This is a genomic window from Streptomyces sp. NPDC048297 (assembly GCF_043201585.1).
In the GTDB taxonomy this organism is placed as follows: Bacteria; Actinomycetota; Actinomycetes; order Streptomycetales; family Streptomycetaceae; genus Streptomyces.
Genome location: NZ_JBICZA010000004.1, coordinates 302,536 through 316,381, shown reverse-complemented (window position 1 = coordinate 316,381; position 13,846 = coordinate 302,536). Strand labels below are relative to the sequence as shown.

13 protein-coding genes and 1 pseudogene are annotated in these 13,846 nt (G+C 72.9%); 7 read left to right on the top strand and 7 right to left on the bottom strand.

Features of this window, described 5'->3' with window-relative positions:
* Nucleotides 1-42: 42 nt before the first annotated feature.
* Together ACGFYV_RS06640 and ACGFYV_RS06635 are read left to right on the top strand one after the other, a co-directional pair.
* On the top strand, nt 43-402 hold the full coding sequence (locus ACGFYV_RS06640) for a hypothetical protein (protein ID WP_393877250.1): 360 nt from the start codon (nt 43-45) through the stop codon (nt 400-402).
* A complete protein-coding gene (locus ACGFYV_RS06635; RefSeq protein WP_393877249.1) occupies nt 399-1,259 on the top strand; it encodes a hypothetical protein in 861 nt (286 codons plus the stop codon). The genes ACGFYV_RS06640 and ACGFYV_RS06635 overlap by 4 nt, the downstream gene beginning before the upstream one ends.
* A 137-nt stretch (nt 1,260-1,396) precedes the next feature.
* Here ACGFYV_RS06635 and ACGFYV_RS06630 read toward each other — a convergent pair whose 3' ends face one another.
* Together ACGFYV_RS06630 and ACGFYV_RS06625 are read right to left on the bottom strand one after the other, a co-directional pair.
* Nucleotides 1,397-2,206, bottom strand: coding sequence for an XRE family transcriptional regulator (locus ACGFYV_RS06630; RefSeq protein ID WP_393877248.1), 810 nt, complete (start codon nt 2,204-2,206; stop codon nt 1,397-1,399).
* A 219-nt stretch (nt 2,207-2,425) separates the two neighbouring features.
* Complete coding sequence (locus ACGFYV_RS06625; RefSeq protein WP_393877247.1) at nt 2,426-2,965, bottom strand: SH3 domain-containing protein; 540 nt, start codon at nt 2,963-2,965, stop codon at nt 2,426-2,428.
* A 305-nt stretch (nt 2,966-3,270) separates the two neighbouring features.
* Between ACGFYV_RS06625 and ACGFYV_RS06620 the strand changes: the two genes are divergently transcribed.
* From ACGFYV_RS06620 to ACGFYV_RS06605, 4 genes are all read left to right on the top strand, one after another.
* Nucleotides 3,271-3,846, top strand: a complete 576-nt coding sequence (locus ACGFYV_RS06620) for a MarR family winged helix-turn-helix transcriptional regulator (RefSeq protein WP_393877246.1) — start codon at nt 3,271-3,273, stop codon at nt 3,844-3,846.
* Between the two features lie 168 nt (nt 3,847-4,014).
* Entirely contained in the window at nt 4,015-4,407 is a 393-nt protein-coding gene (locus ACGFYV_RS06615) for a hypothetical protein (protein WP_393877245.1), read from the top strand.
* Complete coding sequence (locus tag ACGFYV_RS06610; protein WP_393877244.1) at nt 4,404-4,871, top strand: peroxiredoxin; 468 nt, start codon at nt 4,404-4,406, stop codon at nt 4,869-4,871. Before ACGFYV_RS06615 ends, ACGFYV_RS06610 begins: the two co-directional genes overlap by 4 nt.
* 77 nt (nt 4,872-4,948) lie before the next feature.
* On the top strand, nt 4,949-7,315 hold the full coding sequence (locus ACGFYV_RS06605) for a SpoIIE family protein phosphatase (RefSeq protein ID WP_393877243.1): 2,367 nt from the start codon (nt 4,949-4,951) through the stop codon (nt 7,313-7,315).
* A gap of 71 nt (nt 7,316-7,386) precedes the next feature.
* Here ACGFYV_RS06605 and ACGFYV_RS06600 read toward each other — a convergent pair whose 3' ends face one another.
* Entirely contained in the window at nt 7,387-7,821 is a 435-nt protein-coding gene (locus ACGFYV_RS06600; RefSeq protein ID WP_393877242.1) for a cupin domain-containing protein, read from the bottom strand.
* Between the two features lie 282 nt (nt 7,822-8,103).
* Here ACGFYV_RS06600 and ACGFYV_RS06595 point away from each other — a divergent pair, with 282 nt between their 5' ends.
* Nucleotides 8,104-9,177 carry a LacI family DNA-binding transcriptional regulator gene (locus ACGFYV_RS06595; protein ID WP_393877241.1) on the top strand — a complete coding sequence of 358 codons (1,074 nt, stop codon included), beginning with the start codon at nt 8,104-8,106 and terminating at the stop codon, nt 9,175-9,177.
* Here ACGFYV_RS06595 and ACGFYV_RS06590 read toward each other — a convergent pair.
* From ACGFYV_RS06590 to ACGFYV_RS06575, 4 genes and pseudogenes are all read right to left on the bottom strand, one after another.
* Nucleotides 9,131-10,622 (bottom strand): annotated as a pseudogene (locus ACGFYV_RS06590) (GH32 C-terminal domain-containing protein). The gene ACGFYV_RS06595 and the pseudogene ACGFYV_RS06590 overlap by 47 nt on opposite strands.
* Nucleotides 10,619-11,473, bottom strand: a complete 855-nt coding sequence (locus ACGFYV_RS06585) for a carbohydrate ABC transporter permease (protein ID WP_393877240.1) — start codon at nt 11,471-11,473, stop codon at nt 10,619-10,621. The pseudogene ACGFYV_RS06590 and the gene ACGFYV_RS06585 overlap by 4 nt, the downstream one beginning before the upstream one ends.
* 14 nt (nt 11,474-11,487) lie before the next feature.
* Nucleotides 11,488-12,438, bottom strand: a complete 951-nt coding sequence (locus tag ACGFYV_RS06580) for a carbohydrate ABC transporter permease (protein ID WP_393877239.1) — start codon at nt 12,436-12,438, stop codon at nt 11,488-11,490.
* Nucleotides 12,435-13,844 (bottom strand): extracellular solute-binding protein, encoded by a 1,410-nt coding sequence (locus ACGFYV_RS06575; protein WP_393877238.1) that lies wholly within the window; start codon nt 13,842-13,844, stop codon nt 12,435-12,437. The genes ACGFYV_RS06580 and ACGFYV_RS06575 overlap by 4 nt, the downstream gene beginning before the upstream one ends.
* Nucleotides 13,845-13,846: the final 2 nt, after the last annotated feature.

Here is a 13,846-nt window from a genome sequence, read left to right as displayed (position 1 = left end):
GCAAAGAGCGGCAAAGAGCAGCAAAGAGAAGCAAGGAGCAGCATGGAACGGCGGGACGATGTCGCGGCATGGTGCGAGACGCTCCCTCTCCTGCGGCGGCTCGCCGCCGCGCGGGGCCGCTCGGAAGAGGTCACGCAACTGGTGCGCCGTCTGCGGACCGACACCGACGTGGTGGCACAACTCGACGAACTGGGGCGGCAGTTCGGCATCCCGGCCGTCGGATCGAGGTCGGTCGTGGGGGTGCCCGGCGTCACTCCGGGGGTCCCGGTCGACGGACTGTTCGTCTGCCCCGCGGGCCGCTGCGACCGGGACTGGGTGCGGGCCCCGGGCGTGGTTACGCCCCAATGCCACCTCTTCGAGGAGCCGTTGGCCCGGTCGGCGCCGGAGCGGCGCACCCGGTGAACCCCTTCCTCAACGAACTCGCCAAGCAACTGGCCGGCAAGTGGCTCTCCCTGCTCGTCGTCCCCGGGGCCCTGTTCGTCGGCTCGGTCGCCGTGGGCCGGCGGATCCGCCTAGGACAGTGGCCCGGTGACCACCGGTTCGTGACCGACCTCCAGCAGGGCAGGGCGTCCGCCGGGCAGCTCGCCACTGTCGTACTGGGCGCCCTGTTGCTGTCGGCCTGGGCGGGGTTGCTCGCGCAGGGCGCGGGAAGAGCCGTCCACTGGCTGTGGCTCGGGCAGTGGCCCGGACGCGTCGGCGAGGCACTGGCCGGCCGGCGCCGTCGCCGCTGGACCCGTGCCCAGGAGAGTTACGAACAGTCCTACCGCGAGGGGCGGTCCGACGAGGATCTGGCGCGACTGGCCCACCTGCGCAACCGCATCGCCCTGGCGCCTCCCACGAGGCCGACCCGCATGGGCGACAGCATCGCGGCCCTGAGTGCCCGCGTCCGCGTCGACTACGGCCTCGACCTCGAATACGGCTGGCCGCGACTGTGGCTGGTGCTCCCCGAGGACACCCGGGCGGTGGTGGACGAAAGCAAGGAGGCGTTCAACAGGTCTGCGAGCCTGGCCGGTTGGGGTGTTCTCTACGTCCTTGCCGGATCGGTGTGGTGGCCGCTGGGGCTCGCCGGACTGGGCATCCTCCTCACCGCCGTCGTCCGAGGCCGCTCGGCCGTCGAGAACCTGGCCCTGCTGATGGAGTCGGCCGTCGACCTCCACGGGGCGAACCTCGCCACCTCGCTGGGCATCCCCGTCCCGGAGGGCCGCCTCACACCCGACATCGGCCGCGAGATCACGCGCGCGGTCCGCAAGGGAGCGTGACACGGGCGCGGTTGGTGTCGCCGCCGCGGGTCGGTGGAGCGGATGGTGGTGCGGACGGTGACACGGAAGGTGGTACCGACGGTGATACGGAGGGTGGTGCCGACGGTGATACGGACGGTGAGTGCGCGTCCGACGTCTCATCCAGGGTCGTCCGCCTCCACGTCCAGGCCCGTGCAGGCCAGTTGGCCGTCCATTTCGGCGCATGCCTCCACTCCGCGGGGGGAGCCGACGGCGAGCATCGGGCTGGCGTTCCGCGTCGAGTCGTCCGCCGGATAGCCGGCCGACAGGACGTCCTGTCCCGCCCGCACGGACACCTCCCGCCTGCGCGGGGAACGCGTCCGCACCTCCGACCAGGCCGTGCCGCAGGCGGGGGAGTAGCGCAGCAGGACGGCGTAGGAGCGCCCGGTGACCGAGCTTCTGGTCTGGGCGTCGCGGGCGCAGACCGAGGCGTCGGGCAACTGGCCCTGGCAGGACCGTCCGTGACAGCGCGGGGCCGTGGACAGCGTCTGCGCCGCGGGCGCGCCGCCCCGGTCCGGCAGTGTGACGGCGGCGGCCACGCCGAGCAGCGCCAGCGCCGGCAACGGCAGCCACCGTGCCCAGCCGCGGCCCCTGTGCGCCTCCTGATCCGGCGGATCCGCCTGATCCACCTGATCCGCCTGATGCGCCTGATCAGGGCGACCTGTGGCGGGCGGCTCCTCGGCGGCCTCCCACAGCGCGAGTACGGCGGCGGGATCGGTGCCGGCGAGCCGGCTGAGCGCTTCCACGGCCGGGCGGGGCGGTCGCTGGGTCCCCGTCAGATAGCGGTGCCAGGCTGACTTGCTGTACGGCGTGCGGGCGGCCAGCGCCACCAGGCTCAGGCCTGTACGGTCCTTCAGTTCGCGCAGCCTCACCACCAGTGGCTCGTCCAGCGGCTCGTCCGGCGTGGCCGGTTCTTGGGGATGCCGCATCGTGCGTCCCTCGACTCCCATTCCGCTATGGGCGTTTTGGCCCCTGATGTCGCAATGTCTTCCCGGCTGATCGGCCCGTGCAACGTCCGGTGGGGTAGGAGGCCGGTGAGGCAAGGGGACATGCCGAAGGCCTGTTCGGGAGCACGGGACTCCCGAACAGGCCTCGGCGGTCAGGTCGTACGACGAACGGCGGTCGTCAGCACCGTCGTTAGGCGGTCGTCAGCACCAGGGGACGGCGCGCCCGGTGCGCACGTAGTGGGCGGAGACGTACCCCCGGTGCTGCGGGAGCCGGTACCAGACGTGGTTGCCGAACACCCGGGAGCCGTACGTCTTGCAGGTCACGCGGACCAGACGCCCCGCGTGCCGGTGACCGACCACGCGGTAGCCGGTGCCCGGACCGTAGCGGACGTTCAGCCGGGTCCGGTGCGTGGCGACCCGGCCGAGCGCCGGCAGAGCGCGCCGGTGGTACGAGGCCCGCCGTACGACGACGTGGTGCGTACGGCGTGCGTGGTGGCGCAGGACGTGCCGCGCGTGGCGCCTCGCGTGATGGGCGCGGTGCTGGGCGAGCGCCGGGCGGTGCTGGAAGAGGTGGGCCGCGCGCTGGGCCGGCAGGACGAGCTGCGCGAGGTGCTGGACCGAGAGGTCGGGTGCGGGACGCGGGGCCGCCGCGCTCGCCGGGGTGGCGCCGGCCACCGTGGGCAGGATTGCGAACACCGCGACCGCGGCCAGCAGGCCACGCTTGAGAGTCCGTCGGATCATGGAAGCCTCCGGCTGTCGTTCTCGTGACCACGAGCCGTGATCACGAGGCCAGGCTTGCCGTGACAGGCCGCCGCAATGCCGTCCCCGCGTCCCCCGGGACGCCCGGGACGTCCCGGGGACGGCCACCACCTCCCGCCCCTCGGATCACCTGGTGAAAGGCGCGGGCGTCCCAGTGCCCGGCCGGCCGGGTGAGTACAGTTCCGGACCTCGGGGATCCCGGTCGGTGGCCTCCAGGGGGCGGCCTCCCGCGGTCGTACCGCCGCCGACTTACTTGAGTAACGCAACGAGAGACTAAAGTGGCGGGTATGCCCACGGAACCGCTGCCCGACCTCCCCGCCGCCTCCCCCGAGGTGACCGAGATCGAGCGCGCGCTGACCCGGATCACCTACCTCGGCTCCCGGGCCCGGCAGCACGAGCGCCTCATGGCGAGGGCCGGCGTACCGCTGGACCGCGCCGCGGTGGCGCTGCTCCGCCAGGCCGCCGACTGCGAACCGCAGCGGCCGGGAGAGCTGGCGCAGCGGCTGGGCGTCGAGGCCTCCCATGTGACACGGACCGTGCAGCAGCTGGAACGCAGCGGGTACGTGAGCCGCGTCCCCGACCCCGACGACCGGCGGGCCCAGCGCATCCGGCTCACCGACGCCGGCCGGGAGGCCGTCGCCCGGATCCGGGACGCAGGCACCCGCCACATGCAGCTCGCCCTCGCCGACTGGCGCCCCGACGAGCTTTCGGAGCTGGCCGGGCTGTTCCACCGCATGGTCGACGACTTCGTCGCCTACGCGGCCCTGGCCGAAGCCGGCCACGACGCGCAGACCCCGCTCGGTGGCGACGGGCCTGATCGTCGACACCCTGGACACGTGATCACGGGAACTCCGGACGCCTGATCACCGGCGAACGGGACGCCTGGTCACAGGGATTCACGGGGATTCACAGGGATTCAGGGGGATTCAGGGCGCGTGCTCACCAGCGCTCGGTGCTCCTGACAGGGGACCGCGTCCGCCCGTCCTCTACCCAGGGGTAATATCCGGCGGCAGGTCACCAGAGGAGGAACCGTGCCCCGGTCCGATCGCTCACCCCTGCTGCTAGCCGGCCTGCTGGCCACCGCCGGCGTCGCCCACTTCGTCGCCCCACGGCAGTTCGACGCCACGATTCCCCGGATCCTGCCGGGATCACCCCGGGCGTGGACGTACGGCAGCGGGGCCGTGGAGCTGGCCCTCGCGGCCGGCATCGCCGCCCGCCGGACCCGTCCGGCCGCCGCACAGGCCGCCGCGGCCTTCTTCGTCGGGGTCTTCCCGGCCAACGTGAAGACGGCCGTCGACTGGCGGAACCGGCCCGCGCCGCAGCGCACCGCGGCCCGGGCCCGGCTGCCCCTCCAGCTGCCCCTCGTGCTCTGGGCCCGCAGCGTCGCCAGCGGTGCCGCCCGCGGTGGGGAGGCCGGGGCATGAGCGCGCGCATCGAGATCGGCGACAAGATCGAGGACTTCGCGCTGCCCGACGAGACCGGCACCGTGCGACGCCTCACCGACCTGCTCGCCGACGGGCCCGTGGTGCTGTTCTTCTACCCGGCGGCCCTCACCCCCGGCTGCACCGCCGAGGCCTGCCACTTCCGCGACCTCGCCGCGGAATTCGCCGAGGCCGGCGCCCGGCCCGTCGGGATCAGCGGTGACAGCGTCGAACGGCAGCAGGAGTTCTCCGGCCGGCACACCCTCGGCATGCCCCTGCTCTCCGACGCCGACGGTACGGTCCGCGAGCGGTTCGGCGTCAAGCGGGGCTTCTCGCTCGCGCCCACCAAACGGGCCACCTTCGTGATCGGGCAGGACCGCACGGTCCTCGAGATCGTCCGCAGCGAACTGCGCATGAACACCCACGCCGACCGGGCACTGGCCGCCGTGCGCACCGCCAAGGGCTGAGACCGGCCCCGAACACGTCCGCCGCCGCGGAGTCTCTCTGCTTGATGCTCCGGAGCAATCGGATCATCCTTGAGCATATGGAGCATGTCGCGGCCGCGGCGATCATCGATGCCCACGGCAGGGTGAGCGGGTGGAGCGAGGGCGCGCACCAGCTCACGGGCCACACGGCGCGGGACGTCGTCGGCCGGCCGGCGACCGACCTGCTCGCCGGGGACGTGCCGACCGCCGCCCTCGCCACGCCCACCGGTGCCGCCGCCCTCGCCGTGCGCTCGGGCGCCGTCGCCCTGCGCCACCGCGACGGCCACCCGATCGAGCTGTCCCTGACCGCCTGCCCCCTCCTCGGCCCCGACGGCGAACCGGCCGGATACGCGGTGACCGCCGGGCCGCCACTGCCGCCCGGCACCGCCCTGGCCGCCGACGCCTTCCAGCAGGCGTCCATGTGCATGTCCGTCTTCGACGTCCGGCAGAACTACCTGCGCGTCAACGAGGTCGGCGGCCAGATCCTGGGCCGGCCCGAAGAGGCGCTGCTCGGCCGCCACCTCATCGAGTCCGTCGAGGAGTCCCCGCACACCAAGGGCTTCCTCGACCATCTGCGCCAGGTCGCCGAGACCGGGCGGCCCCTGCGCTACGAGAGCTTCACCGGCGCCCCCGACCTGGGGCAGGACCACGCCTGGAGCATCGAGATGTGGCCCCTGCGCGACGGCACGGGTCGGCTCACCGCCGTCGCCCTGGCCGCGTTCGACAGCAGCGAGCAGTACTGGGCCCGGCGCCGCCTCACCCTGCTGAACGAGGCCGCCACCAGGATCGGCACCACCCTGGACGTCGTACGCACCGCCGAGGAACTCGTCGGCCTCCTCGTCCCCCAGTACGCCGACTTCGCGGCCGTCGACCTCCTCGACTGGGTTCTCGGAGAGGACGAGTGGGAGACGGAACCACACCGCGGTGACCTGCGGCGCGTCGCCCACGGCTCCACACGGGAGGGCGACCCGGGAGTCGCCATGGCCCTGGGCGAGACACACGTCTACGAGCCCCCCTCGGCGCCGGAGCGCGCGCTGCGCGAGGGCGGCGTGGTCCTCAGCCACGTCGGCGACGCCGATTTCGACACCTGGATCGACGAACGCAACCAGCGATCCCCCGAGGGCCGCGCCTACCGCCAGGGCGTCCACTCCCTGATCGCGATCCCGCTCCGCGCCCGCGGCACCACGCTCGGCGTCGCCGTCTGCGCCCGCAAGGCCCACCCGGACCGCTACGCCCCCGACGACGCCGTCTTCGCCGAGGAACTCGGCAGCCGCGCCGCCGTCTGCATCGACAACGCCCGCCGCTTCGCCCGTGAGCGCAGCACCGCCCACGCCCTCCAGCACAGCCTCCTGCCGAGGGGACTGCCCGGACAGGCCGCCGTCGACGTCGTCCACCGGTATCTGCCGTGCCGGTCGCAGGCCGGCATCGGCGGCGACTGGTTCGACGTGATCCCGCTGTCCGGCAGCCGGGTGGCCCTCGTCGTCGGCGACGTGGTGGGCCACGGCATCCAGTCCTCGGCCACCATGGGCCGGCTCCGCACGGCCGTACGCACCCTCGCCGACGTCGACCTGCCGCCCGACGAACTCCTCACCCACCTCGACGACCTCGTCACCCATCTGGCCGGTGAGGAGGACAGCGGCGACGAGGTGGCCGAACTCGGCGCCACCTGCCTGTACGCCGTCTACGACCCCGTCTCCCGGCACCTCACCCTCGCCGCCGCAGGCCACCCCGTCCCCGCCCTGGTGCTGCCCGGCGGCGTCGCCGAGTTCGTGGCCATGGCCGCGGGACCACCTCTCGGCGTCGGCGGGCTGCCCTTCGAGGCCATGGACCTGGAACTGCCCGAAGGGTCCGTCGTCGCCCTCTACACCGACGGCCTGCTGGAGGGCCGCGACCGGGAGGTCGACAACGCCGGCGACGAACTGTGCCGCGCGATCGACGCCCGCCACGACTCCCTGGACGCGCTCGCCGACACCATCCTCAAGGCCGTCCTTCCCGAACAGCCCGGCGACGACGTCGCCCTGCTGCTGGCCCGCACCCGCGCCCTCGGCGCCGACCGCGTGGCCACCTGGGACGTGCCGCCCGACCCCGCCCAGGTGGCCCACTTCCGGCAGGCGGCCACCGATCAACTCGCCGTCTGGGGCCTTGAGGAGGCCGCCTTCGTCACCGAACTCGTCGTCAGCGAACTCGTCACCAACGCGATCCGCTACGGCGAACCACCCGTCCAGTTGCGCCTGATCCGCGACCGCGCACTCATCTGCGAGGTCTCCGACGCCAGTTCCACCTCGCCGCACCTGCGCCGGGCCCACGCCTACGACGAGGGCGGTCGCGGACTGCTGCTGGTCGCCCAGCTCACCCAGCGCTGGGGCAGCCGGCAGACGGGCAGCGGCAAGACGATCTGGGCGGAACAGCCGCTGCCCGACACCTGACCGGTCCTGCCCTGACCGGTCCTATGCAGTTATGTCCCATTTTGCCCTGTGCTGTCCGGTCCCGTCCGGTCCTATTCGAAGCCGCAACCCGGGTTCGGAACCGACTCGGCGAACGGCGCGCCGTGCGGCAGCACATACAGCACGTCGAGGACCAGCGGCGTGTCCCCGAGGTTCGCGCCCAGGTGGACCTCGCCCGGTCCGCTCGGCTCGTGCAGGGACTGCCCGGCGCGGTAGAGGGCGTCCTGCGTGCAGTCGGAGTGGAAGTGGGTGAGGGTGCCCTGGCGGACGTACCCGTAGAGGGGGCCGTCGTGGTAGTGCCAGCCGGTGCTCTGGCCCGGCGGGATCGTGATCTCCCGGACGACGTAGTCCGTGCCGCCGACGGTCCTCTGGCTGATCAGCCGGGCGGTGACCCCGGGTCCGGCGGGGGTGGCATGGGCGGTGCCGCAGGTCAGCAGGGTGCCGGCGGACACCGCCCCGGCGATCGCGGTACGGAGCACGGTGCGCATGGGAAGCCTCCAGGGGCACGGGCGGAGATCGACTGCCGCCGTGAACATATGCGCCTGGCACGGTAGTTGGGGCCGGAACGACGCAATCCGGCGGGCGCCGCCGACCTCTCAGCACCGGCCATGGCGGTCGTCTCGCCATCGGCCACGGTGACCACGCGCCATCGGCCACGGTGACCACGCGCCACCGGCCATGGCGACCGGTCGTCGCTGTCGCCCGCGCGGCCACGCGGATAGGGTGAGCAGTGATCAACCGGACGGGCGGGGACGAGGACAGCGGTCGGCATGAGCGCAGGCACGGACAGGAACACCGTGGGCGGCGGACGCCCCACCTCACGGGACGTCGCCCGGCTCGCCGGGGTCTCGCACACGGCCGTCTCGTTCGTGTTCAACGGTCGCGCCGAGGGCAACCTCTCGCCCGCCACCCAGGAACGCATCCGCCAGGCCGCCACCCAGCTCGGCTACCGTCCCGACCCCGTGGCCCGCGGCCTGCGCAGCCGCCGTACGGCCGTGATCGGGCTGGTCACCGACGAGATCGCCTCGTCCCCGTTCGCCGGCCGGCTGCTGCGCGGCGCCATGGAGACCGCCTGGGGCAGCGACCACCTGGTGCTGACCGTGGACTCGGGCGGCGACCCGGCCAAGGAGGACGCGGCAGTCGCGGAACTCCTCGACCGGCGCGTCGACGGCATCATCTACGCCGCGATGTCCCTGCGCCGGGTCCGCGTCCCCGAGGGGCTGCACCGCACGCTCTCCGTGCTGGCCAACTGCGTCCCCGAGGACGGCTCGCTGCCCGCCGTGATCCCGGCCGAGCGGGCGGGCGGGCGCACGGCTGCCCGGCTGCTGCTGGACGCGGGGCACCGCAGGATCGCGCTGGTCGGCGGGTCGGACGACATCGCGTCCGCCGAACGGCTGCGCGGCTTCCGGGACGCGCTGCGCGCCGAGGGTGTCACCCTGCCCAAGGAGTGGGTCGTACGCACCGGCGGCGAGATCACCGGCGGCTACGAGGGTGCCGCCCGCCTGCTCGACGGCGCCGACCCGCACCGCCGCCCCACCGGCGTCTTCTGCTACAACGACCGGGTCGCGGCGGGCGTCCTGCACGCCGCGACCCGGCTCGGCATCGCCGTACCGGCCGAGCTGTCGGTGGTCGGCTACGACGACCAGGAGCACATGGCCGCCTACCTCACCCCGGCGCTCACCACCATCGCGCTGCCGCACCGGGCGATGGGCGAGGCGGCGGCCCGGCTGCTCCTGGACGCCATCGACACCGGGCGCACCCCGCCCGCCACGGTCCGGCGCCTGGCCTGCCCGGTGGTCACCCGAGCCTCGGTGGCACCCGCCCCGCCGGGATCTGCGCCGTAGGGACCTGTACCGCAGGGACCTGCTCCCACCCGCTGACGTCGGCCTCCCCGTCCACCACCAACTCGGCGACGTCCCCGAGCCCCCGGTACACCCGCTCGGTCACCATCACCCGGTCCTCGGCGAAGAGTTCGAGCAGCGAGCCGTCCACGAGCACACGGACCGTGAGGCACGGGCCGGACGGCACGCTCACCGCGATCGGCGCGGAACCCTCGACCGCGCCCCCGACCACCCCGCCCCCGACTGCCGTGCCCTCGCGCGGCCAGCCGCTGCGGTCCGGCACCACCGTCCCCGCCGCCGGGTCCAGCCGGACCGTGAGCGCCCGGTCCGCCGCGTGCAGCAGGGTGATCGTCGTCGCGTGGCGCGCGGTCACGGTCAGGTCGTACGACACCGGAAGCGGCACCCGGCCCGGCACCCGGCCCGGCGCGCGGACGAACGGCTCGGCGGCGCGCAGGAGTTCCAGCTCCGGGGCCGGGGTGACCCGCAAGGATCCGTCCGGGTGGAGGCCGACGACCCGGGGCGCGGTGAGCACCCCCGGCCCAGCCGGCCTCCAGCACCGCCGACGGGTCGCGCGCCTCCCAGGACCAGCCCCACATCAGCGCGCGGTCCGGCTCCCGCAGGATCGCCGGGGCGTAGAAGTCCCGGCCGTGGTCGAGCCGGCCGCCGGAGCGAGGGGACAGACGCAACCCGCCCTTTCCGTCCGGCTCCAGACGGCCCGTCAGATAGCCGGTGCCGCACGGCTTTCCGTCCCAGAGGGACACGACGAGTATGTGCTCGCCACTGGGCGTCCCGGCCAGTTGCGGGCACTCCCAGCCGACCGCCTTGTCGCCGAACGCGTCGGCGGCCACCGGGTCCTGGCCGTCCAGCAGCACGCCGGCGAACCGCCACTGGGTCAGCTCGTCGCAGTCGTACAGAAGGACCGACGGCGTGCCGTCGGCGTGGCCGGCGCCGACCAGGGCCCAGCGCCGGCCGGCGTGCCGGAAGACGAAGGGGTCGCGGAACATCACCACGTCGAGCCCGGCGGGCGGCGCCGCGACGACGGGCGTGGTCAGGGGACGTCAGTGCACGAGCCGGTCGTCCTCGGGGTCGGCGGCGCGGGCCAGGCAGATGGTCCCGAGACCGGTGTGGGCGTGGTCGACCCCCGTGTACACGGCGGTCGGTATGCCCGCGTCGTCCACGACGCAGCCCGACCAGCAGCCGGCCTCGTCGGGGCCGCCGGGTGTCGGCGCGAGCGCGACAGGGTGGTGTTCCCAGTGGGCCAGGTCGGTGCTGGAGACGTGTCCCCAGTGGACGTTCGTGTGCACCGGCGCGTCCGGGTTGTACTGGTAGAAGAGGTGGTGGCGGCCGTGCCAACGGAAGGGACCGTTGGGGTCGTTGATCCAGTTGGCGGGGGGCCGGACCCGGAAGCGGGGGGCGGTGGGGTCCGGGGTGGGAGCGGGGACGCTCAACGGTTGACTCCTGCGGAGGTGATGCCCTCGCGCAGAGGGCGCTGGCCGACGACGAACACGGCGAGGGCGGGGATCATCGAGAGGACCACACCGGCGAGGACCACCGAGATGGAGCCGGTGCCGAGATCGCCCTGGAGGGAGACCAGCCCCAGCGGCAGCGTGTGATTCTGGCCGGAGGTCTCCAGGATCAGCGGGCGGAAGAACTCGTTCCAGTGGTAGTTGAAGGCCAGCACGCCGACGATCGCCAGACCGGGGGCCGCCAGCGGGGCGTAGACGGAACGGAAGATCCGCCAGGGTCCGGCGCCGTCCAGCATGGCCGCCTCGCCCAGGTCCTTCGGCATGCCGAGGAAGTACTGCCGCATCAGGAACGTGCCGAACGCGGTCGGGAACGCCGGAACGATCAGCCCCAGCAGCGTGTCCGTCAGACCCATCGACTTGAGGACGAGGAACACCGGGACGATCGTGACCTGCAAGGGGACCATCATGGTCGTGAGGACCAGCCCGAACAGCGGCTTCTTGAAACGGAACTCCAGCCGGGCGAAGGCGTACCGCGCGAGACCCGCCGTGATCATCTGCCCGACCGCGATCAGGCCGGTCACGAGTGTCGAGTTGAGCGCCAGCAGCCACACGTCGATCTGCTCGAACACGCCGCGATAGGCGGCCGTGGTGGCATGGGCCGGAACGATCCGCGACGGCAGGTCGAAGGAGTCCGCCGGAGTGCGCAGCGAGGTGGAGGCGGTCCAGACGACCGGGCCGAGGGTCAGCAGCGCGCACACGGTCAGTCCGGCGATCCGCGCCCACGGCCCGATCGCGTACCGGGCGCGGCTGGGGGACAGGGTTGCTCGACTCATGGGACTCACCCGGCTCACTGGTAGTGGACGAAACGCCGGCTGAGCCGGAACTGGAGGGCGGTCACCGCCATGATCAGCACGAACAGCAGCACGCCCACCGCGGACGCCTCACCGAACCGCAGCTGCTCGAACGCCTTCTCGTAGATGACCATCACGACGGTGCGGGTCGAGTCGCCGGGGCCGCTGTCGGTGAGGACGTACGGCTGCTCGAAGACCTGGAGCGCGTTGATGATGCCGACCACCGAGGCGACCAGCAGCGTCGGCGACAGCAGCGGCAGGGTGACGGCCAGGTGCTTGCGCAGACCGGTCGCGCCGTCCAGGGCGGCGGCCTCGTGGATCTCCTTCGGGATGTTGTTCAGCCCGCCCACGAACAGCAGGAACGAGAAGCCGAACTGCTGCCACACGTAGACGAGGACCACCGTGGCCGTCGCGCCCCGCTCCGAGGTCAGCCAGGGCACGGGGGAGATCCCGACCAGGCCGATCAGCCAGTTGACCACGCCGAAGTCCTGGTTGAACAGGTACTTCATCACGACCGAGATGGACACGGCGGACAGCACCAGCGGGAAGAAGAACGCCGAGCGGAACACCGAGCGCAGCCACGCCGGCATCCGCCCGTGCAGGGTGAGCGCGAGCGCCAGGGCGATCAGCAGTTGCGCGGCGACCGCGAACACCATGAAGACGAGCGTGTTGCGGAAGGAGACCAGCACGGTCGAATCCGTGAACGCCTCACGGTAGTTGGCCGTTCCGGCGAAACCCGGCGGGTCGATCACGTTCCAGTGGAAGAGGCTCAGTACCACCGAGCCGGCGATCGGCACGACCGTGAAGACCACGATGCCCATCACCGTGGGCGCGAGGAACAGCGCGGCCAGCAGCCGCGTCCCCCGCTCGCGCGCCGAGCGCCGGGCCGTCGCGGCGGCCGGGGCCGCCGCCCGCGTCCGCAGGCCGGCCATCCGGATGTTCGTCATACGTCACGCTCCATGGCCTTCTCCAGATCGCCCTGCATCCGACGCAGCGCGGGCCCGACCGAGCGCGGGCCCGCCAGCGCCGTCCCGGTGTGCTTGAGCAGCACCTGCGTCACCTCGGCCACCTGCGGCGGCGCAGGGATGGGCCCGGTGCCGGGAAACGAGTCGAGGGTGTCGTAGAAGACCCGCCAGTGCGCCGGGCCGCTCTGCTCGTAGCGGGCCCCGGTCAGCATCGAGCGGCGGGCCGGGGTCGTCTGGTTCGTCGCGAACAGGCGGGTCAGGGTGTCGACGCGGGCCGAGTACTTGATGAACTCCCAGGCCTCGTCCCGCTTCTTCGACGTGCGCAGCAGTGCGTAGCCCGCGGCGCCGAACTGGTGGCGCCGGGTGCGCCAGCGGGGGAAGTACCGCACGTCGAACCCGTCGGCGCGCACGCCGGCCTGGTGCAGACCGCCCGCCCAGAAGCCGCCGGCGGGCGTGACCCCGACCCGGCCGGTGGAGAACACGCCGACCAGATTGGAGCCGTTGCCGCCCTCGGGGCGGGTGCACAGGCCGTCCTGGATCAGGGAGGCGAGGTAGTCGTACACCTCCTCCACGCGGTCGGTGGTGGCCTGCGGGGTCGTCCAGCGGAAGCCGCCGCCGCGCCCGCGCCGCTGCCCGGCCGGGTAGAAGGAGTCCCACAGCCACCCGCCGCCGGGCGCCTTCGACTCGGCCAGCAGGTTGGTGCCGTTCGCGAACGGCCAGGGCACCACCCCGCCCCACAGCCGGTTGGTCCAGAAGTAGGGCGTGAAGTGCGAGTCGCTCGCCTTCTTCATGCGGCGCAGCAGCGCGGTGAAGTCGTCGCGGGTCCAGTCGTCCGCCGGGAAGTCGGCGCGGGCCCGCTTCAGCACCTGCGTGTTGAGGTACATGTCGGCCGCGTTGAACTCCACCGGCAGCTGGTACAGGCTCCCCTCGTACATCATCGACTCCACCAGCGAGGGGTGGACGTCGGCGAAGTACTCCTTCAGCTCCGCCGCGTCCCGCTTCACCCAGCGGTCCAGCGGCACGCCGAGGTCGCGCGCGAACAACTGCACGCCCTCGGTGGCCACGTAGACGAGGTCGGGTGCGGTGCCCGCGGCGATCTGGGTGAGGATCTTCGCGAAGAAGTCCGACCAGTCGACGGCCTGGACCGGGTTGACCCGGACCTTGATGCCGGGGTGCAGCGTGCGGAAGCCGTCGAGGAGGCCGCGGACGGCGTCCGGTGAGAACGCGGAGCCCAGGGTCGCGACGACGAGGGAGCCGTCGTCGCGGCCAGGGATGTCGCTCCCGGTGAGCCGGTCCCAGCTCGCGGCGGTGCCGGCCAGCGCGGCGGCCCCCGCGCTGTAGGCGCCGTACCGCAGCAGCGCGCGGCGGGAGAGGTGCGAGTCGGTCATCC